We start from the raw sequence: 19,480 nt of genomic DNA, 5'->3' as shown, positions 1-19,480 counted from the left end.
GGATTAAACCGCAACAGCTTGACTGTTTGCTGACAATCCGTTTTGAGATTGATCCGATTTGATTATCCGAATGTCCTCGTAAAGCCCTTGAACAGATCGTTGGAGTTGCTTTACGGGATAAAGTAAATCGGGGTATTGATTATTAGTGATTGATGGGGGTAGGGGAGGAATGCCCACTTCTGTCGTGAGATTGCCCATCTCGAATTTCTGTTTGACCGTTAAGACCGAGACAAGCTCTTCCATGTGTGCAATCAGATCTTCTGGTGGTTTTGTCATTGTGAATAGAATATTCATCACCGCTGCGATTTGCGACGCGAGCATATGATTTTGAATCAATAGGCTATTGAAAGCCGGCACATGTTTTTGCCTGGACTTCGGTTCAAGCATCATGCGATAAAACGCCTCGGCAAAATTGCTGAATGCGACATGCACATTTCTACGCCCAAGTCGCCAAAGCAGATCCGCGTGTTTCACTTCAGGTGATTGGTGATTGTGACCGGACTGATCTAGTACGGCCAGATAATTCAATCCGGCCTGCAGGTAGGTCCGATTTGCGGAAATGGCAGCCTTCGCCAAGGAGGGCATGTATTGTGCTTCCCACCAAGGTAGAAAATAGCTACAGGCAAAACAAACTAGCGAACCAATCAATGTGTCGACTGCGCGATCGCCAATCACAGTCGTTGCGGCTGGATCGAGGAAATGAAACGCAAGCAATACGGCAGTCGTGTTGAAGGCCGATGCCGCCATGTAATTAATTTGCAGCAGACTGCCGCCAATGATGGTGGCGACCAGCATAAGAATAAATAGCGCCGTTTCATGGTGGACGCTAAAGAGGACTGCAAATGCGGCTGCGCAACCGATTAGTGTGCCGATTAACCGCCATGCATTGCGCTGGCGCGTCAATGCGAAACCGGGCTTCATGATAATGAGCACGGTCAGTAGAATCCAATATCCTTGGCGCGCCAATGCAGGAATCATGTTGGACAGGACCATGGCTACCCCTGCAGCTAACGCAACCCTCAGCGCATATCGACAAAATGGCGAGTCCAGTCTTAGGTTGCTGGTCAGCATGCCAATTCTGAATTGATTGCGCGAAAGAAAATGGCCAAGCGAATTATTCACTTCAATTGCATGCAGTGGTTTGGCTTTGCTTGAGTCATGGGTGGTCTCAACCATTCTGTCAATGGTTCTCGCGGTATTTCGCAGGCGTCGCAGAATTTCAACGCAGAGTCGGTAGACATCAGGCTCGCGCGTTGGGAAGTCGGTTTTATGCATTAATTCGATTTCGTACTCTAGCGCACGCAGTTCTGCTTTTACGCTGCTGCGGTGAAGCACGGGTTTTTCACGCGACACAGCCAGTGCGATGTGTTCGAGATCAAGCGACATTTTGTATAAAGCATCGCGCATGAAAACAAGCGCATCGGATTTTGCAAGCGTTGGCCTGAGTAACGCATAGTCGGTGCGTGTCGCAACCAGTGTGTCGAGAATGGCAATCATTTCGACAAACAGGTTCCAGAGCATGATTCGACGCGAGTTTTTTTGCGTATGTGATCTGGTCAGTCCTCGCAGTACCATGTCGCGCGCAGCCTGATGCTTTTCTGTCATGTCCGACTGGCATACGATGAGTTTCTGGTAGCCCTGATCAAGATCGATATTCAGGTTGTACATGTCAGCTCGCCTGGCGATGTAGTCTGCAGTCGCGAATAGGGCAACAGAAAGAGCTTGTTCTTTTTCGCGCATGATCATGAGTCGGCTGATCGAATAACTGAACAAGGTGTAGAACAGGCCCCCGCCGAATGATGTCAGCGTATGGACCCATACTTCGTCATATGACAGGGGGGAATGCATTGTGACTGTCATCAACAGCAAGCATGCGAATCCGATCTGTCCCCCTTTTTTGCCGTAGACCGATAGCATTGAAAACCAGAAGCATTGTCCGATAACCGCCAGCCAGATCAGCAGCGGGTGGGAAGAGGCAAGGCCGGTTATGGCAACTGTGATTGCACCTAGCAGTGCGCCACCGAACATTTCCCGGATGCGATGCTCATGCGGGCCCGGTTGATCGATAAAAGCCACGCATAGGGCGCCAAAAGTCGCCACCAGGCCTGTCGCGTACATGCCAAATATTCCGCCAAGCACCAGAATAGGCAAAAGTGTTCCAGCTGCTCGTCTGACCCCGCTATAGAAGTGGTGGCTATATATAAAGCGCTGCAGTTGACTAACACTGAAATTCATCCGGCATCCTGGTGGCGATTTGCGCTGCTTCGCACAAAACGTTAAAGTGTAAGATTCGTGCAAAAAAGTCAAACATTTTTTTGTGCAATGGCTGCTGCGCAGTACGGGTCACCCCCCGGTTTGGTCCCTGACAGGGCTTCACCAGCGCACGCTATCGCAAACTTTTGTGTCGCCCCCGCCAAAAGCGTGTGGACGTCACGTCCGTTTCGATCCAGTGCACCCCTGTTGGGTGCGTGCAAAGCCTGATGGCGAATGCGCGCCGGGTTGGCAAGGTGTCCGAGTGGCCAGACTCCGTGAGTCTGAAAACGTCGGGTCATGTTGCAGTTTCCGTCGCGGTTCAGTGGTCCTCTCCAGGATGACAGTCTGATGGGCAATGCCGGTAATGAAAGGAATGATTTATGGAACTCAATGGCGCGGATATCATCGTGCGTTGTCTGGCTGAAGAAGGCGTAGAGCACGTCTTCGGTTACCCAGGTGGATCAGTACTCTACATCTACGACGCAATCTACAAGCAAGACAAATTCAAACATATTCTGGTCAGGCATGAGCAGGCTGCAGTTCACGCCGCTGATGCGTATGCCCGCTCGTCCGACAAAGTGGGCGTTTGCCTGGTGACCAGTGGTCCGGGCGTGACTAATGCCGTAACCGGTATTGCAACTGCATACATGGACTCGATCCCGATGGTTATCATCAGCGGTCAGGTTCCCACGCATGCAATCGGAGAAGACGCGTTTCAAGAGTGCGATACCGTCGGTATCACACGACCTTGCGTCAAACACAACTTTCTGGTCCGCGATATCAAGGATCTGGCCGACACCATGCGCAAGGCTTTCTATATCGCCCGCAGCGGTCGTCCCGGTCCTGTTCTGGTCGATATCCCTAAAGACATTACGGTTGCACACTGCAAATACAGTTTGCCCAAGGGTGAGCCCGTGTTGCGCTCTTATACCCCTGTGGTGAAAGGGCATCAGGGGCAAATCAAGAAAGCTGTTCAGATGCTTTTACAGGCCGAACGCCCAATGGTTTACAGCGGTGGCGGAGCCATCCTGTCGGATGCTTCGGCTGAATTGACCCGGCTGGTCAAGTTGATGGGGGCACCTTGCACCAATACTTTGATGGGTTTGGGAGCGTATCCGTTTAGCGATTCGCAGTATGTCGGCATGCCCGGTATGCACGGCACTTACGAGGCCAACATGGCAATGCAGCATTGCGACGTGTTGATCGCAGTGGGTGCGCGTTTTGATGATCGTGTGATCGGCAACCCGAAACATTTTGCACAGAATCCCCGCAAGATCATTCACATCGATATTGATCCCTCTTCGATTTCCAAGCGCGTCAAAGTCGATGTGCCAATCGTTGGTAATGTGAAGGACGTGCTGGTCGATCTGATTGCTCAATACGAGGCCGCTGCGCTTGAGGCTCGCCAAAACAAGGATGCGCTCGCCAAGTGGTGGCAGCAAATCGAAGTTTGGCGCGCAAAACAGTGCCTGAAATTCGAGAACTCGACTGAAGTCATTAAGCCGCAATATGTTGTTCAAAAGTTGTGGGAAGTCACAGGCGGTGATGCTTTTGTGACATCAGACGTTGGTCAGCATCAGATGTGGGCCGCTCAGTACTATGGATTTAACAAGCCGCGTCGCTGGATCAATTCTGGCGGACTCGGAACAATGGGGGTCGGTTTGCCTTACGCCATGGGCGTGCAAATGGCGAATCCGGACGCAACGGTCGCCTGCATCACAGGCGAAGGCTCCATCCAGATGAACATTCAGGAGCTGTCGACTTGTCGTCAGTACCATCTGACACCCAAGGTGTTGTGTTTGAATAATCGATATCTCGGCATGGTGCGCCAATGGCAGCAGATCGATTATTCTTCGCGTTATTCTGAATCGTATATGGATGCGCTGCCCGATTTCGTTAAGCTGGTTGAGGCCTATGGGCATGTCGGCATGCGAATCGATAAACCGGCCGATGTCGAGGGCGCTTTGCGCGAGGCCTTCAAATTGAAAGATCGCATGGTGTTCATGGATTTCATTACCGATCAATCGGAGAACGTCTGGCCGATGGTGAAAGCCGGTCGTGGTCTGACAGAAATGTTGCTCGGCTCTGAAGATCTGTAAGGAGACCACCATGAAACATATTATTTCCGTTCTGATGGAAAACGCACCTGGCGCCTTGTCGCGTGTAGTGGGTTTGTTTTCAGCTCGTGGTTACAACATCGAAACATTGACTGTCGCACCAACCGAAGATGCAACTTTGTCGCGTTTGACTTTGGTGACTCAAGGGTCTGATGATGTGATCGAGCAAATCACCAAACACCTGAACCGATTGGTTGATGTCCTCAAGGTTGTCGATCTGACTGAAGGCCCGCACATGGAGCGCGAGCTGATGTTGATCAAGGTGCGCGCGGTCGGTAAGGAGCGCGAAGAGATGAAGCGGATGGCGGATATTTTCCGCGGTCGCATCATCGATGTAACAGATAAGGCCTACACGATCGAGCTCACGGGTGACCAGAGCAAAATTCAGGCTTTTATTGATGCGCTAGACCGTAGCGCGATTCTGGAAACTGTCCGCACTGGCGTTTCCGGCATCGGTCGCGGTGAACGTATTCTCAAGCTTTGATCGCTGCTTGTTCAAATCAAAACGGTCTTTTTTTAACGATTGATAGCATTCCTCTTACAAAGAATCTGGAGCTCAGAATGAAGGTTTTTTACGATAAAGATTGTGACTTGTCCCTGATCAAAGGTAAAACCGTTGCCATTATCGGTTATGGTTCGCAAGGTCACGCACACGCACTGAATTTGCATGAATCCGGCGTCAAGGTTGTGGTTGGTTTGCGCAAAGATGGCGCATCCTGGAAGAAAGCCGCCAATGCCGGCTTGCAGGTTGCCGAAGTCGCCGACGCCGTGAAATCGGCCGACTTGGTCATGATGCTCTTGCCTGACGAGAACATTGCCCAGGTTTATCGCGAAAGCGTTCACGCCAATATCAAGCCGGGCGCAGCACTTGCTTTCGCTCACGGTTTTAACGTCCATTACGGTCAGGTTGTGCCTCGCGAAGACATCGACGTTGTCATGGTTGCCCCCAAGGCGCCTGGCCATACCGTTCGTGGCACCTACTCCCAAGGTGGCGGCGTGCCCGCTCTGGTTGCCGTGCACCAAAACAAATCCGGTGCCGCACGTGATGTCGCCCTGTCATATGCTTGCGCAATCGGTAGCGGTCGTGCCGGCGTGATCGAAACCAACTTCCGTGAAGAAACCGAGACTGACTTGTTCGGAGAGCAGGCTGTTCTTTGTGGTGGTACCGTTGAGCTGATCAAGGCTGGTTTCGACACATTGGTCGAAGCAGGTTATGCGCCTGAAATGGCTTATTTCGAATGCTTGCATGAGCTTAAGTTGATCGTCGACCTGATCTATGAAGGCGGCATCGCCAACATGAACTATTCGATTTCGAACAACGCCGAGTTTGGCGAATACGTCACCGGACCTAAAGTCGTAACCGAGGCGACCCGCGAAGCAATGCGCCAGTGCCTCAAGGACATTCAGACCGGTGAATACGCCAAGCAATTCATTCTCGAAAATCAGGCTGGTGCACCTGCGCTGACATCGCGCCGTCGCATCAACGCTGAATCGCAAATCGAAGTGGTCGGTGCCAAGCTGCGCGCCATGATGCCTTGGATTGCAGCGAACAAGCTGGTTGATAAGACCAAGAACTAAGACTTTGTCAGTTCACCCCAAGCGCGCCTCGAAGAATTCTTCGGGGCGTGTTTTTTTGGGTTAATCTTTGCTTTATATGAATACACCACACTATCCTCACCCCATCATTGCCCGCGAGGGTTGGCCTTTTCTTGCAGGCGCCATCGCGATCGCTTTGCTAGTTAGTTACATTTCCCCTGGATGGTCGATTCCATTCTGGGTTATTGCCGTTTTTGTTTTGCAGTTTTTCCGTGACCCGGCTCGATCCGGATCTACCAAGCCGAATGCCGTGCTTTCGCCGGCTGATGGCCGCATTGTGGTGGTCGAACATACACAAGACCCCTATGGCAACCGCGACGCACTGAAAATCAGTGTTTTTATGAATGTCTTCAATGTGCATAGCAATCGCAGTCCTGTGGATGGCGAGGTTCTGAGCGTCAAGTACTTTCCTGGCAAGTTTTTTAATGCCGCGCTCGATAAAGCTTCCCTTGAAAACGAACGAAATGCCATGGTGCTTCGTACCCCTGCAGGCCACATCGTAACGGCGGTTCAGGTGGCCGGCTTAGTCGCCAAGCGAATCCTTTGTTACGCCAAGGCCGGAGATGTTTTGTCGCGCGGCCAGCGTTATGGTTTTATCCGATTCGGATCGCGAGTCGATGTTTACTTGCCGCCCGGTTCGCAACCGCGGGTGGCTATTGGAGACAAAGTCAGCGCGACGACGACGGTTCTGGCAGAATTACCTGAAACGATTTCCTGAGGTGCCTATGTCCAATCAGCCTCATCGTGATCCCGAGTTGCGTCATCGCAGTATCTATTTATTGCCTAACGCATTCACAACCGCGGCTTTATTTGCCGGGTTTTATGCGGTGGTTCAGGCAATGAACTCCCGTTTTGAAATGGCTGCGATTGCGATCTTCGTCGCGATGGTGCTGGATGGTATGGATGGGCGCGTGGCTCGACTCACCAATACGACATCTGCATTCGGGGAACAATATGATTCCCTGTCTGACATGACTTCATTCGGTGTCGCTCCGGCATTGGTTGTTTACGAGTGGATGTTGCACGATCTTGGGCGCTGGGGTTGGCTCGCTGCCTTCGTTTATGTCTGCGGTGCAGCTTTACGACTGGCGCGTTTCAATACGAACATTGCGGTTGTCGATAAACGTTTTTTTCAAGGCTTGCCCAGTCCTGCCGCTGCTGCGTTAGTAGCAGGTTTTGTCTGGCTTGTGGTTGATAACCGCCTTCAGATTCCAAAAGAAATCCTGGCATGGGCTACGTTTGGAATCACCATTTATGCCGGTATCGCCATGGTGACGAATTTGCCGTTTTACAGCGGCAAATCTTTTGCGCTTGGGCGCAGTGTCCCTTTTTGGGTCATCCTGGTTTTTGTCGCCGGTTTCGTCTTCATTTCGAGCAATCCACCGGTGGTGCTTTTTGCATTATTTATCGTTTATGGGCTGTCCGGATGGGGCGTATGGCTATGGCGCTACAAGCGAGCCCGTAGCCTGAGCAGACGTTCGATCTAAAAAAGAGCTCCAAGCCCTGGATTTGCGTCAACAAATCCTAGGGTCTTATTCTTAGTACATCTTTAGTACATCTTTAGCGCATCTTTAGTGCACTCGATCGCCGTCTCCCAGAGACCATGGGTCTGGCCCGGGATGAAAGTGAGTGACCTGTTCACCCTTGGAATCAAAATAGACGTACATCAGTGATGGCCAAACACTTGATTGCTTGTATCGGTAAGACCATACGATTTCATTGTCTTTAGCTACGCCTTCGATGTTTGCCGGCGGACCGAATTCGCATAAAACCTGTTGCTGAGTCCATTTGCCTTGGCGCAAAACCTCGAAATGCGCATCGGTCAGGATTTGTTGTATCTGACCGTTTAGAGTACCCGCCTTGGAGGCATTTCCCCCGAATGCATACTGCCCACTTGGCTGGGTGCTCCAAATCATGCGGTTTGATCCGTCAGGTAGAGGGCATTCGGTAGTTGGGGCACCGAACTTTTGCAAGATTTCGGTAACCGGCGTGCCTGCAGGAACGGCGGTTATATTGGCGCAGCCACTGATTGCGCCGATCAGCCCAAGAGTAAATAGAACTTTACGCATACAAAGCCTTTAAATAAAAAATCAATTCGGACCATATCCCCGTGCGGCTTCGCCCATGACCGAATCAAATATGGCCCGGTGGCGGATCACGGTGATGCCGTCATCGCCGTAGGTAATAGTCATCATCGCATGTCCAAGACGTTCGCTCATATAACGATAGGTCCAGACCGTATGTTTGTCATAAAACCCTAGATTCTGGATTTCAGCAGGTGGACCGAACTCACAGTGGACCATATCCTTGGTCCATCCCGGATTGCTTAATAGGGAAAATTTGGCATCAGTCAAAACTTGTTCAAAGCCATTGACCAGGCCCTGTGTAGAGACTTCGGTTGCCCAGGCTGTTTCACCACTGGGCTGGGAAGTCCAGACTAAGCGTGGCAGATTGTTACGGCTCTTACAGTGAACAGCGGGTTTGCCGAACTGTTGGATAACAGTCGAAACAGGCGTGCCGGCTGGAACACTACTGACAGAGGCACATCCCGTTAAGCTGGCAATTAAAGCTATTTTTAGAGTTGTCAAGGTGATTCTTTGGTGCTGCGAACGTAAAGCTAGACTACGAAACTGAAATAATGACGTGCTCATGTTTGCTCGCGTAAAGTGTTTCGCACCACCTGAAGCAGCCTGAATGGTGGTCTTGTAGGAGGATTTTAGCTAATCGGCTATAATTCTGCGGCTGTAAAGTGTATTTAGTTGTTTTTTAATCCATTCACGTCCGGGCACCTCGGCCCTGGCGCTTGTTATCTGAGGTCATAAAATGTCTGTAGCTGATATCAATAAATCCGACATCGTTGCGCAATTCCAGCGCGCTCAAGGCGATACCGGTTCACCCGAAGTACAAGTTGCATTGCTGACTGCTCGCATCAACGAGCTGACAGAGCACTTCAAAACCCATATGAAAGATCACCACTCGCGTCGTGGTCTCCTGCGTATGGTCAGCCGTCGTCGTAAGCTGCTCGATTACCTCAAGGGCCGCAACCCAGATTCCTATCGTGCTCTGATCGAAAAACTCGGTCTGCGTAAGTGATATTTTCCTTGATCGGAATCCAGGGGGCAGTCTCCCCGTGAAGCAACCGTGGTTGTCGCGGCGTTCGCCGCACATTCCACGGTTTTTCATTTGTAAGGAATAAATTGTCATGTTCAATAAAGTGACCAAGTCATTTCAGTACGGGCAGCACACTGTGTTGCTCGAAACTGGCGAGATCGCTCGCCAGTCTTCTGGTGCCGTTCTCGTCACCATCGAAGACACCGTCGTTCTGGCAACGGTCGTTGCTAAAAAAGACGCAAAAGCAGGTCAGGATTTCTTTCCCCTGACTGTGGATTACATAGAAAAGACCTATGCAGCCGGCAAGATTCCCGGCGGGTTCTTCAAGCGCGAAGGTAAGCCAAGCGAAAAAGAAACGCTGACTTCGCGTCTGATCGATCGTCCGTTACGCCCGCTGTTTCCTGAAGGCTTCTACAACGAAGTTCAGGTCATCGTCCACGTGCTTTCGTGCAATCCGGAAATCGATCCCGATATCCCCGCCATGATTGGCGCTTCGGCTGCGCTCGCCGTGTCGGGCATTCCTTTCAATGGACCGATTGGCGCCGCGCGCGTCGGTTATATCGATGGCCAATACCTGGTCAACCCGACCGTAACACAATTGAAGTCTTCGCAGATGGATCTGGTTGTGGCTGGTACGGCAACAGCAGTGTTGATGGTTGAATCCGAAGCCCAGCAATTGTCCGAAGAAGTCATGCTTGGTGGTGTCGTGTATGGCCATAATCAAATGCAAGCCGTCATCAATGCGATCAACGAGTTGGTTGCACAAGCCGGTAAGCCAGATTGGGATTGGGCACCCGCTCCTAAAAACGAAGCGCTTATCGCTTCCGTTACGGCAGCCGCCCAAGATGCCTTGAATGCCGCTTATCAAACCCGCCAGAAGCAAGAGCGCACCACGCAATTGCGTCAGGTCTATGCCGATGTTCATGCCAAACTGGCAGAGCAGGCAGCTGCCCAGGGCGTTTCTGCACCTGATAGCGTCACTGTTGACAACATTTTGTTCGACCTTGAAGCCCGCATCGTTCGTAGCCAGATTCTGTCGGGCGAACCTCGCATCGACGGTCGCGACACCCGCACGGTTCGTCCGATCAATATCCGTCTGGGCGTATTGCCACGTGTTCATGGCAGCGCACTGTTCACCCGTGGTGAAACTCAGGCATTGGTGATCGCAACCCTCGGCACAAAACAAAACGAACAGGTTATTGATGCGTTGATGGGCGAGTACCGTGATCGTTTCCTGATGCACTACAACATGCCTCCTTTTGCGACCGGTGAAACCGGCCGTGTCGGTACGCCCAAGCGCCGTGAAATCGGTCATGGACGTTTGGCTAAGCGTGCACTCGTTCCACTGCTTCCTGAAGCAGCTGATTTCCAGTACACGATTCGATTGGTTTCCGAAATCACCGAATCCAACGGGTCATCTTCCATGGCCTCGGTTTGCGGTGGCTCGCTGGCGATGATGGATGCAGGTGTGCCGGTCAAGGATCACGTGGCCGGTGTAGCAATGGGCCTGATTCTGGATGGCGGTAAATTCGCCGTTCTGACCGATATTCTTGGCGACGAGGATCATCTGGGCGATATGGACTTCAAAGTGGCTGGTACTGAAAACGGTATTACTGCTTTGCAGATGGATATCAAAATCCAGGGTATCACCAAAGAAATCATGCAAGTTGCTTTGGCGCAAGCGCGCGACGGTCGTCTGCATATCTTGTCCAAAATGCGTGAAGCCATTCAGGGCTCGACCGGCGTTTTGTCTGCTTTCGCCCCACGCATGATTTCGATGAAGATCAATCCCGAGAAAATCCGTGATGTGATCGGCAAGGGCGGCGCAACAATTCGTGCGCTGACCGAAGAAACCGGTACGCAGATCGATATCGGCGATGACGGTACGATCACCATTTCTAGCGCCGATCTGGACCGCGCACACGAAGCGCAGCGCCGTATCACCGAATTAACCGCTGATGTTGAAGTTGGCCAGGTTTATGAGGGTAGCGTTTTGCGTCTGCTTGATTTTGGTGCAATCGTTCAGGTCTTGCCCGGTCGTGATGGGTTGCTTCACATCTCTGAGATTGCTAACTACCGTATCGCCAACATCAATGACGTGCTGAAAGTCGGTCAAAACGTTCGCGTTAAAGTGATCGAAGCCGATGACAAAGGTCGTCTGCGGTTGTCTGTCAAGGCAATTGGTGGCATTGAACAGCAGGGCGAGCAAGCGGCATCCGCTGAACAAGCTCCTGCGACCGAAGCGCCACAACAGTAATTCGGTTTGCTCTAAATCAGCCCGCACGGCTTAAGCCCTGCGGGCTTTTTTACGTCTGTTTCGATTGTTTCAATAGCAGATGTTTACTCCTAAAGAGCGAGCAGTTAAAGTGGCCTAACTGCGTTTGCCAAGGTTTTCAGGACAATGATTCAACTTTCCGATATCCAGAATGCACAATCGGCTTTAGTCGGGCAAATTGTGCGTACGCCATTTACGCATTCGCGCACGCTGTCTGAAATTTTGGGATCGGAAATATGGCTGAAATTCGAAAACCTTCAATTCACCGCGTCATTCAAAGAGCGTGGTGCTTTTAACCGGATGAGGGCGCTCACGCCGGAGCAACGCAGCCGCGGCGTGATTACGATGTCGGCCGGTAATCATGCGCAAGGCGTGGCTTACCATGCGCAAAGGATGAAAATTCCTGCTGTCATCGTGATGCCTAAATTCACTCCAACTGTCAAAGTTGCCAATACCAAAAGACTAGGCGCCGAGGTTGTGCTTCACGGAGAAACCTTCGATGATGCTCGAGCGCGTGCGCTTGAGCTTGTCGAGGCTCGGGGGCTGACGTTGATTCATCCTTATGACGATGATGCAATCATTGCAGGGCAGGGCACGATTGGTCTTGAAATGCTTGCGGATAATCCTGATTTGGATATGTTGGTCGTACCGATTGGAGGCGGAGGGTTGATATCCGGGATAGCAACGGCGGCAAAAGCCTTGCGTCCCGATATTAAAGTGATCGGTGTTCAGACTGAGGCCTTCCCACATATGGCTGCAGCGATTAGAGGTCAGAAGGTTAAAGGATTGACACGAACGATCGCCGAGGGGATTGCCGTCAAAACTCCAGGCGTCAAAACGCTTGAGATCATTAAGGACAAGGTTGATGACATTGTTCTCGTATCCGAGCATGATATCGAGCATGCGATAGTAATGTTGCTTGAAATTGAAAAGTCGGTTGTAGAAGGCGCCGGAGCGGCAGGGCTTGCAGCTTTGCTGCATGCTCAAGCCGCGGATGATTTTCGATTTGAGGGCAAAAAAGTCGGTATCGTATTGTGTGGTGGCAATATCGATCCGCTGATGTTGGGTGGGCTCATCGAGCGTGGAATGGTTAGAGCAGGTCGTTTGGCTCGAATCAGAGTCAGTATTCGGGATTTGCCGGGAGCGTTGTCACAAATGACTCAACTTGTCGCTGATGCGGGCGCAAACATCACTCAAGTGCATCATCAGCGTGCCTTTACATCATTGCCGGCACAGGATGTCGAGGTTGATCTTGTACTGCAGACACGAGGCCACCAACATGTCGAAGAAATTCTTCAAATGTTGAGAAAGGCAGGTTTTGAATCACATCGAGGCGAGCACTGAGCGGTCATAGGAGGCAGCCAGTCTGAAAAGTCGATCACGCTTGAGCAAATCGATGACGGGTTCCGGCTGGCGACGTCCACTGGAAATCAGTTCATGGATAGTTCTCTCGATTTGATCTTTGATCTCAGAACCATGGTTAAGCCACCATTGCGTGAGTAAACGGTCAGGATCCATCAGGCCCAATTGCTGTTTTCTTAATTCCGAGCGACTAAAGTCCTTGATATTCCAGGTCAGGATGTTAATCGGACCCGAGATGCCTCGGTGAACAGCTGCAATCCCTGTTGCAGCCACGTGTTTGTCTTTGCGGTCCGTATGACGCAAACTGTCCTCAAATGATTTGACATCGCCCATATTGGCGGCCGGAAACGAGTCTTGCATTTTTTGCCATTCCGCTTCCAGCAGTTCCCTGCCTATCGGCCATAGGCGCGAGGCATTGCGCATCCATTCTTGTCCGATTTTGTCATTCCACAGCGGTACAAACAAACCAATGGATGCAAGATTTAACAACAATGGCCTCAGTAGCCCGGACATCATGACACAAGCGTCCAGCACCAGACCCCCCATTTGGGAGGTCAATGGTGTGGTTGAGTTGCTTGGGTTCTGCGGGTGACGGGGGTCATCCCGGGATTGTGCAATCTTCGAGTCATCCATCGGCCTATTTTAGTGCCAGCTGCGCAGCTTTGACGATGGTGTCTGCATTGACACCAAAGAATGCCCGCAATGCCGCACGTGTGTCGCTTCGCCCAAACCCATCCGTGCCCAGTGTCATATAGCGTCGATTGGACGGGATGTACGCCCTGACTGACTCGGGCAAGGCACGTACATAGTCTGTTGCCGCGATAATTGGACCTTTGCTCTTTTCGAGTTGTTGGTAAATAAATGGGATTTCGGATTGCGTCGATCCATTCAACAAGGCTGTTTCGCATGCTTGACCATTGCGAGCGATTTCGGACCAGCTGGTTACGCTGTACACGCTGACGCGAATGCCTTGCTCGACAAGCTTTTCGGCAGCATGAATGACCTCTGTCAGGATAGCGCCAGAACCTAATAACGTGACCGATCCACTTGGTTTATCAACTTCGAATTGTTTAAATAAATAACACCCGCGAATGATGTCCTCACGCACACCCTCGGGTAATGATGGTTGCGCATAGCTTTCGTTCATCAGTGTGACGTAGTAAAAAACGTCTTTTTGTTCGATCATCATTTCCCGAATGCCCTGATCGACGATGACAGCCATTTCGCCGGCAAATGCGGGATCGTATGCTTTGCAATTGGGAATTGTGGCGGCGTGAAGATGGCTGGATCCATCCTGATGCTGCAATCCCTCACCACCCAGAGTGGTGCGTCCGGACGTGGCGCCCAGTAAGAATCCGCGAGGCCTTTGGTCAGCCGCTGCCCAGATCTGATCGCCGATGCGCTGGAATCCGAACATCGAGTAGTAAATATAAAAAGGCAGCATGGCAAGACCATGCACACTGTAGCTGGTTGCCGCCGCTGTCCAGCTGGCGATGGCGCCGGCTTCGGAGATGCCTTCTTCAAGGATCTGGCCATCCAGGGCTTCGCGATAGCTCAAAACTGATCCGATGTCTTCAGGCGCGTAACGCTGTCCAACGCTGGAGTAGATTCCAACTTGCTTGAATAAATTCGCCATGCCGAACGTGCGGGCTTCATCCGCAACAATCGGAACAATTCTTGGTCCAAGTGTTGCATCCTTCAGCAGGTTTCCAAGCATGCGTACGAATGCCATCGTCGTGCTCATGTCTTTGCCATCGGCATTTAAAGCAAATCCGCCATATTGACTAAGCGGCGGAGCATCGATTTTTTCGCACTCGATTTCCCTTTTGGGCAAGAAGCCTCCCAAAGCCTGACGATGCGCCATGAGGTACTTGATTTCGGCGCTATCGGGGCCGGGTTTGTAAAAACTGAGTGAAGTGGCTTCCTGATCGCTAAGAGGCAAATTAAATCGATTGCGAAACTCGATCAGATCGGTTTCATCGAATTTTTTCTGGCTGTGTGTAGTCATTTTGCCTTGACCGGCACTACCCATGCCATATCCCTTTTTGGTGTGAGCCAGAATGACAGTGGGCTGACCCTTATGTGCTGCCGCAGCAGCATAAGCAGCATATATCTTGACCAAATCGTGACCGCCACGCTTGAGGTGATCGATTTGTTCGTCGGTCATGCCTTGTGCCAGGCGAGCCAGCTCTTCATTTTGACCAAAAAAATTATCGCGGTTAAAGCGACCATCCTTTGCCGCGAAAGTCTGCATTTGTCCATCGACGGTGTTTGCGAACGCGCGCGTCAATGCACCTGTCAGGTCCCGAGCAAACAACCCGTCCCAATCACTGCCCCAGATTAACTTGATGACATTCCAGCCGGCGCCGGTGAAAAGTTTTTCAAGTTCGTCAATGATGCGGCCATTTCCGCGCACAGGACCATCTAGTCGCTGCAGGTTGCAATTGACAACCCACACCAGGTTGTCCAGACCTTCGCGCGCAGCCAGGGTGAGAGCACTCATGGATTCCGGTTCATCCATTTCGCCATCGCCAAATACGCCCCAGACTTTGCGGTTGGAGCAATCAAGCAGATTGCGATGAGTTAGATAGCGCATGAAGCGCGCATGATAGATTGAGCTGATCGGACCGATTCCCATTGATCCTGTCGGAAACTGCCAGAAATCAGGCATGAGCCAGGGGTGAGGGTAACTAGACAAGCCTTGAGCGCCGGATTCGATTGCGGTGATTTCCTGGCGATAGTGCAGTAAATCCTGTTCGGTCAGTCGTCCTTCAAGAAATGCTCGGGCGTACACGCCCGGCGCACTGTGGGGCTGGAAAAACACAAGGTCTCCCCTGTGCTGACCGGGGCCGGTTCCGCGGCGCGCCTGAAAGAAATGGTTGAACCCGGTTTCAAACAGATCAGCGGCACTAGCATAGCTGGCAATGTGTCCCCCTAGCTCGCCATAGGCCTGATTGGCGCGCACTACCATGGCTAGGGCATTCCAACGCATGATCGATGCAAGTCGCTCTTCGATTGCAAGGTCACCCGCGAACGTTGGCTGTTGATCGGCCGGAATCGTGTTGACGTAAGGAGTGCTTAATTCAGGTTGCCATCCGATTTTGCTTGTACGGGCGGTACGAACTAATTCATCAAGCAAAAAACGCGCCCGTTCAGGCCCCTCATTGGCGAGCACCGTCATGAAGGCTTGACGCCATTCAGCTGTTTCTTCGGTATCGGTATCGTTTGAAGTGACGAACCAGCTGCTCAGGCGTGGATCAATGGATGCGTTCATATCGGCAAGATTTATTAGATGATGGTTAAGTCTTGAATTCTAATGATGTGCGACCAGCATGAGGTGCTGAAAAACAATATAAAAATTGAATTTAAAGCATAAAATATCGATTTTCATTTAATTCAAAGAATAATGAACCTTGATCTGATTGATTTAAAGATTCTTGAAGAGCTTCAGCAGGATGGGGCGCTCTCCAATGTCGAGTTGGCCAGGCGAGTGCACCTCAGCCCCTCTCCCTGTCTGGCGAGGGTGCGGGCCTTGGAAGCCGCGGGGGTGATTGATCGCTATGTAGCGATTGCCAGCGCGAAAGCATTGGGATTGGGGCTAAATGTGTTTATTAGCATCAGTCTTAAAAGCCAGAGCAAGGAGGCGCTTGCTCACTTCGAGCAACGGATTGGTGAGCATGACGAGGTCATGGAATGCTATCTGATGACTGGCGACAGTGACTATCTGATTCGTGTCCAGGTGACGGACATTGCGGCGCTTGAGAAATTTATTCTCGAGCAACTCACACCGATTCCGGGAATCGAGAAAATCCGCTCCAGCTTCGCACTTAAGCAGGTTCGATACAAGACGGCACTACCTATTCCTCGCTGATGAACAGTCGGCCTGTTGTCAGATGACTTTTGTGTGACAAAGGCAGTGTTTCGCCCGTATCATTCAGAAAACTCTAATTCATATCCGGTCGAGACAAACAATGTTCAATAAATTCAAGAAATCTTTTGCTGTGGCCCTTGGTCTGTCGTTCGTTGCACCTGCAATGGCGGCCTGGCCCGATGACCAGACTATCGAGATGGTGGTCGGATTTGCACCTGGCGGTGGGACCGACTTGATGGCTCGCGCCATGGCGCCATTCATGGAAAAAAAACTGGGTGGCCGTGCCAGAATCGTTGTGGTCAACAAGCCCGGGGCAAGTGGTGAAATTTCCGCCACGTATCTCGCTCGCTCGAAACCGGATGGTTACACCATTGGTTTCATTAATGTGCCCGGATTCGTGTTCTCTCCGATGCATAAACCGACAACGTATCAAGTCAGCGACTTTCGCATCATTGCGCGCGTCGTAGACGATCCGAGCGTATTGATGTCCAGAAAGGATGCGAAGTTTACGACACTGCCGGACATCATTGCTCAGTTGAAAAAGAACCCCGGTTCACTTTCCTTCGCCAATAGTGGTCGAGGCACCAGCGGTCATTTGTCGTTACTTGGGTTAGAACAAGTCGCCGACTTCAAGGGTACGGACATTGCCTATAAGGGTGCGGGTGAGTTTCGCTCAGCTTTAATGGGTGGGCATGTCGATTATGCGTTTTTAAGTGTTGGCGAATATTTGGCCGCCAAAAACGATTCAGTTCAGGCGATTGCTGTTCTGAGCAACAAACGATTTGATGATTTGGGACCTGTTCCAACCGCAGCCGAGTTGGGGTACAAAGTATTTGTGACATCCGAGCGAGGTATCGCCGCTCCCAAGGCGTTGCCCGACGATATCGCCATTAAGCTGCAAAATGCGATTAAAGACACACTGGAAGATCCGGTATTCATCAAATCGGTCAAAAACGATGCCGCCGTTCTGGCCTTCATGCCCGGAGTGCAGTGGACGCAATCCCTGGATGCGATCCGTGACTGGCTAAAGCCGTTTGTCAGCAAAATGAAGGACTAATCGGGTATTACCCTTGGGGGGACTAGCTAAAAAAATTTTTGCGATGCAAAATGTCTACTCTTACACGTAATTCTTTTGAATTCAAGGAGTCTTTATGCAAAGCAAATACCTGAAATATGGTTTGGCGACGTTGGCTGGTTTGGTGCTGGGTGGTTCTGTGATGGCTCAGGATCTTACCGGTACGCTTAAAAAGATCAAGGAAACCGGTTCGATCACCATTGGTACACGCGATGCATCGATCCCTTTTTCTTATAACGACGATAAACAACAGGTTGTTGGCTACGCTTTCGACATTTGCCTGTTCGTCGTCGAGGAAATCAAGCGCGAACTGAAGCTGCCAAAGCTGGAGGTCAAACAGAATCCTGTCACTTCGGCTACGCGTATCCCGTTGATCGCCAACGGCACGGTTGATCTCGAGTGCGGCTCAACCACCAATAATGCCGAGCGTCAGAAGCAGGTTGATTTCGGCCCCACGTATTACCTGACCGCGAGCCGCTACGTTTCAAAGACCGCATCCGGCATCAAGGATATCAAAGGCTTAAAAGGCAAGACCGTTGTCTCCACAGCCGGTACAACTAACCTGAAGTTGTTGATCGAAGCCAATAAAGAACAAAATCTTGATATGAACATCTTGACCGCCAAGGATCATTCCGAAGGCTTCCTGATGGTCGAAACAGGTCGCGCTGCCGCTTTCGTGATGGATGATATTTTGCTGGCCGGTCTGGTTGCCAATTCGAAAGCGCCTAAAGACTATGTGATTTCTTCCGATGCTTTCTCAAAACCAGAGCCTTATGGTTTCATGATGCGTCGCGATGATCCGCAGTTCAAGAAAGTTGTCGATGCCGCCGCGGCTAAGTTATACAAATCGGCCGAGATGCAGACACTGTATTCCAAGTGGTTTGAAAAGCCGATTCCACCCAAGGGTGTTAACCTGAATCAACCGATGACGGCTGAACTCAAGAAAGCATTGGCGAATCCGACCAATAATCCTGATCCCGCTTCGTATTGATCCTTTAGTACCAAGGGCGCTGTCAAGACTGAAGTCCAGGTCTGGCAGCGCTTAGTTTTTATCGAGAAGCAAATATGAATTACAACTGGAATTGGGGCATTCTGTTTCAGGATGCACCAGATGGAACGGGCACTTATCTTGATATGTTGCTGTCAGGGCTGGTCTGGACGTTGAAGACAGCCCTAGCCGCATGGATTATCGCGCTGATTTTCGGTGTGCTGATCGGTGTGTTGCGCACATTGCCCGGCAAGATCGGCCGGATACTGGGCGATGCTTACGTAGAGTTGTTCCGTAACATTCCCTTATTGGTACAGTTGTTTCTCTGGTTCTTCGTGTTGCCCGAACTGGTTCCGCAAAATTTTGGCAATTGGCTTAAGCAGTTGCCCAACGCTGCGTTTTATACGTCTGTGGTCGGTTTGGGATTGTTTATGTCAGCTCGTGTGGCCGAGCAGGTTAAAGCAGGTGTGTTCGCCTTGCCCAAGGGACAGATGATGGCTAGTACCGCTTTGGGCATGACGACAGCGCAGTCGTACCGGTATGTATTGCTGCCTAACGTATTTCGCATTATTTTGCCGCCATTGACTTCAGAGTTGCTCAATACAATCAAGAATTCGTCCGTTGCCTTGACGATTGGTTTGATGGAGTTGACCGCGCGCGCGAGATCGATGCAGGAGTTTTCGTTTCAGGTTTTCGAGGCGTTTACGGTTGCGACAGTGTTATACCTGGTAACCAATATCGTAGTGACATTTGCGATGCGTAGACTTGAAAAGGCTGTCGCCGTCCCCGGCTATCTCGGCGCATCCGCAAATGCGGCTGTTCACTAGGAGAC

18 protein-coding genes are annotated in these 19,480 nt (G+C 51.2%); 12 read left to right on the top strand and 6 right to left on the bottom strand.

Going from position 1 to position 19,480, the window contains the following annotated elements; translation table 11 throughout:
• Window positions 1–3: 3 nt before the first annotated feature.
• Both G3I67_RS06015 and G3I67_RS06010 read right to left on the bottom strand, forming a co-directional pair.
• On the bottom strand, window positions 4–2,235 hold the full coding sequence (locus tag G3I67_RS06015) for an FUSC family protein (RefSeq protein ID WP_163652569.1): 2,232 nt from the start codon (window positions 2,233–2,235) through the stop codon (window positions 4–6).
• A 68-nt stretch (window positions 2,236–2,303) separates the two neighbouring features.
• Complete coding sequence (locus G3I67_RS06010; RefSeq protein WP_163652567.1) at window positions 2,304–2,552, bottom strand: hypothetical protein; 249 nt, start codon at window positions 2,550–2,552, stop codon at window positions 2,304–2,306.
• A gap of 81 nt (window positions 2,553–2,633) precedes the next feature.
• On the opposite strand from G3I67_RS06010, the gene G3I67_RS06005 reads away from it, so the two are divergent.
• From G3I67_RS06005 to pssA, 5 genes are all read left to right on the top strand, one after another.
• Window positions 2,634–4,352 carry an acetolactate synthase 3 catalytic subunit gene (locus G3I67_RS06005; protein ID WP_163652565.1) on the top strand — a complete coding sequence of 573 codons (1,719 nt, stop codon included), beginning with the start codon at window positions 2,634–2,636 and terminating at the stop codon, window positions 4,350–4,352.
• A 10-nt stretch (window positions 4,353–4,362) separates the two neighbouring features.
• Window positions 4,363–4,854, top strand: coding sequence for an acetolactate synthase small subunit (gene ilvN / locus G3I67_RS06000; protein WP_163652563.1), 492 nt, complete (start codon window positions 4,363–4,365; stop codon window positions 4,852–4,854).
• Window positions 4,855–4,931: 77 nt separating this feature from the next.
• Window positions 4,932–5,948, top strand: a complete 1,017-nt coding sequence (gene ilvC, locus G3I67_RS05995; RefSeq protein WP_163652554.1) for a ketol-acid reductoisomerase — start codon at window positions 4,932–4,934, stop codon at window positions 5,946–5,948.
• Window positions 5,949–6,024: 76 nt separating this feature from the next.
• Window positions 6,025–6,684, top strand: a complete 660-nt coding sequence (locus G3I67_RS05990) for a phosphatidylserine decarboxylase (protein ID WP_163652552.1) — start codon at window positions 6,025–6,027, stop codon at window positions 6,682–6,684.
• A 7-nt stretch (window positions 6,685–6,691) separates the two neighbouring features.
• On the top strand, window positions 6,692–7,453 hold the full coding sequence (gene pssA / locus G3I67_RS05985; RefSeq protein WP_163652550.1) for a CDP-diacylglycerol--serine O-phosphatidyltransferase: 762 nt from the start codon (window positions 6,692–6,694) through the stop codon (window positions 7,451–7,453).
• An 84-nt stretch (window positions 7,454–7,537) separates the two neighbouring features.
• Here the strand turns inward: pssA and G3I67_RS05980 are convergent, their stop codons facing one another.
• Both G3I67_RS05980 and G3I67_RS05975 read right to left on the bottom strand, forming a co-directional pair.
• Window positions 7,538–8,035: a hypothetical protein gene (locus tag G3I67_RS05980; protein WP_163652541.1), complete on the bottom strand. Its 498-nt coding sequence runs from the start codon at window positions 8,033–8,035 to the stop codon at window positions 7,538–7,540.
• Between the two features lie 21 nt (window positions 8,036–8,056).
• Window positions 8,057–8,617 carry a hypothetical protein gene (locus G3I67_RS05975; RefSeq protein ID WP_163652539.1) on the bottom strand — a complete coding sequence of 187 codons (561 nt, stop codon included), beginning with the start codon at window positions 8,615–8,617 and terminating at the stop codon, window positions 8,057–8,059.
• Between the two features lie 172 nt (window positions 8,618–8,789).
• Here G3I67_RS05975 and rpsO point away from each other — a divergent pair, with 172 nt between their 5' ends.
• From rpsO to G3I67_RS05960, 3 genes are all read left to right on the top strand, one after another.
• Window positions 8,790–9,059 carry a 30S ribosomal protein S15 gene (rpsO, locus tag G3I67_RS05970; protein ID WP_163652537.1) on the top strand — a complete coding sequence of 90 codons (270 nt, stop codon included), beginning with the start codon at window positions 8,790–8,792 and terminating at the stop codon, window positions 9,057–9,059.
• A 109-nt stretch (window positions 9,060–9,168) separates the two neighbouring features.
• A complete protein-coding gene (gene pnp, locus G3I67_RS05965; RefSeq protein WP_163652529.1) occupies window positions 9,169–11,334 on the top strand; it encodes a polyribonucleotide nucleotidyltransferase in 2,166 nt (721 codons plus the stop codon).
• A 144-nt stretch (window positions 11,335–11,478) separates the two neighbouring features.
• On the top strand, window positions 11,479–12,696 hold the full coding sequence (locus G3I67_RS05960) for a threonine ammonia-lyase (RefSeq protein WP_163652527.1): 1,218 nt from the start codon (window positions 11,479–11,481) through the stop codon (window positions 12,694–12,696).
• On the opposite strand, the gene G3I67_RS05955 is transcribed toward G3I67_RS05960, so the two are convergent.
• On the bottom strand, window positions 12,676–13,347 hold the full coding sequence (locus G3I67_RS05955; RefSeq protein WP_163652525.1) for a PIN domain-containing protein: 672 nt from the start codon (window positions 13,345–13,347) through the stop codon (window positions 12,676–12,678). The genes G3I67_RS05960 and G3I67_RS05955 overlap by 21 nt on opposite strands.
• A gap of 4 nt (window positions 13,348–13,351) precedes the next feature.
• Window positions 13,352–15,988, bottom strand: a complete 2,637-nt coding sequence (gene mdeB, locus G3I67_RS05950) for an alpha-ketoglutarate dehydrogenase (RefSeq protein WP_163652523.1) — start codon at window positions 15,986–15,988, stop codon at window positions 13,352–13,354.
• Between the two features lie 132 nt (window positions 15,989–16,120).
• On the opposite strand from mdeB, the gene G3I67_RS05945 reads away from it, so the two are divergent.
• The 4 genes from G3I67_RS05945 to G3I67_RS05930 all read left to right on the top strand — a co-directional run bounded on the left by G3I67_RS05945 (window position 16,121) and on the right by G3I67_RS05930 (window position 19,475).
• Window positions 16,121–16,585: an Lrp/AsnC family transcriptional regulator gene (locus G3I67_RS05945; RefSeq protein WP_163652521.1), complete on the top strand. Its 465-nt coding sequence runs from the start codon at window positions 16,121–16,123 to the stop codon at window positions 16,583–16,585.
• A gap of 100 nt (window positions 16,586–16,685) precedes the next feature.
• Window positions 16,686–17,642, top strand: a complete 957-nt coding sequence (locus G3I67_RS05940) for a tripartite tricarboxylate transporter substrate binding protein (RefSeq protein ID WP_163652519.1) — start codon at window positions 16,686–16,688, stop codon at window positions 17,640–17,642.
• Between the two features lie 94 nt (window positions 17,643–17,736).
• Entirely contained in the window at window positions 17,737–18,651 is a 915-nt protein-coding gene (locus G3I67_RS05935; RefSeq protein WP_163652517.1) for an amino acid ABC transporter substrate-binding protein, read from the top strand.
• 74 nt (window positions 18,652–18,725) lie between these two features.
• Window positions 18,726–19,475 (top strand): amino acid ABC transporter permease, encoded by a 750-nt coding sequence (locus G3I67_RS05930; RefSeq protein ID WP_163652515.1) that lies wholly within the window; start codon window positions 18,726–18,728, stop codon window positions 19,473–19,475.
• Window positions 19,476–19,480: the final 5 nt, after the last annotated feature.

It is taken from the genome of Sheuella amnicola (genome assembly GCF_010499255.1).
In the GTDB taxonomy this organism is placed as follows: domain Bacteria; phylum Pseudomonadota; class Gammaproteobacteria; order Burkholderiales; family Burkholderiaceae_B; genus Zwartia; species Zwartia amnicola.
This window is presented reverse-complemented; position numbering and strand designations above follow the sequence as displayed.

Bases quoted from the DNA above. Each gene is read 5' to 3' on its own strand.
- G3I67_RS05980 (WP_163652541.1), bottom strand. From the start codon at position 8,035: ATGCGTAAAGTTCTATTTACTCTTGGGCTGATCGGCGCAATCAGTGGC.
- G3I67_RS05955 (WP_163652525.1), bottom strand. From the start codon at position 13,347: ATGGATGACTCGAAGATTGCACAATCCCGGGATGACCCCCGTCACCCG.
- G3I67_RS05940 (WP_163652519.1), top strand. From the start codon at position 16,686: ATGTTCAATAAATTCAAGAAATCTTTTGCTGTGGCCCTTGGTCTGTCG.
- ilvN (WP_163652563.1), top strand. From the start codon at position 4,363: ATGAAACATATTATTTCCGTTCTGATGGAAAACGCACCTGGCGCCTTG.
- G3I67_RS06010 (WP_163652567.1), bottom strand. From the start codon at position 2,552: ATGACCCGACGTTTTCAGACTCACGGAGTCTGGCCACTCGGACACCTT.
- pssA (WP_163652550.1), top strand. From the start codon at position 6,692: ATGTCCAATCAGCCTCATCGTGATCCCGAGTTGCGTCATCGCAGTATC.
- G3I67_RS05990 (WP_163652552.1), top strand. From the start codon at position 6,025: ATGAATACACCACACTATCCTCACCCCATCATTGCCCGCGAGGGTTGG.
- mdeB (WP_163652523.1), bottom strand. From the start codon at position 15,988: ATGAACGCATCCATTGATCCACGCCTGAGCAGCTGGTTCGTCACTTCA.
- G3I67_RS05930 (WP_163652515.1), top strand. From the start codon at position 18,726: ATGAATTACAACTGGAATTGGGGCATTCTGTTTCAGGATGCACCAGAT.
- G3I67_RS05945 (WP_163652521.1), top strand. From the start codon at position 16,121: ATGAACCTTGATCTGATTGATTTAAAGATTCTTGAAGAGCTTCAGCAG.
- G3I67_RS05935 (WP_163652517.1), top strand. From the start codon at position 17,737: ATGCAAAGCAAATACCTGAAATATGGTTTGGCGACGTTGGCTGGTTTG.
- G3I67_RS05960 (WP_163652527.1), top strand. From the start codon at position 11,479: ATGATTCAACTTTCCGATATCCAGAATGCACAATCGGCTTTAGTCGGG.
- G3I67_RS06015 (WP_163652569.1), bottom strand. From the start codon at position 2,235: ATGAATTTCAGTGTTAGTCAACTGCAGCGCTTTATATATAGCCACCAC.
- pnp (WP_163652529.1), top strand. From the start codon at position 9,169: ATGTTCAATAAAGTGACCAAGTCATTTCAGTACGGGCAGCACACTGTG.
- rpsO (WP_163652537.1), top strand. From the start codon at position 8,790: ATGTCTGTAGCTGATATCAATAAATCCGACATCGTTGCGCAATTCCAG.
- G3I67_RS06005 (WP_163652565.1), top strand. From the start codon at position 2,634: ATGGAACTCAATGGCGCGGATATCATCGTGCGTTGTCTGGCTGAAGAA.
- G3I67_RS05975 (WP_163652539.1), bottom strand. From the start codon at position 8,617: ATGAGCACGTCATTATTTCAGTTTCGTAGTCTAGCTTTACGTTCGCAG.
- ilvC (WP_163652554.1), top strand. From the start codon at position 4,932: ATGAAGGTTTTTTACGATAAAGATTGTGACTTGTCCCTGATCAAAGGT.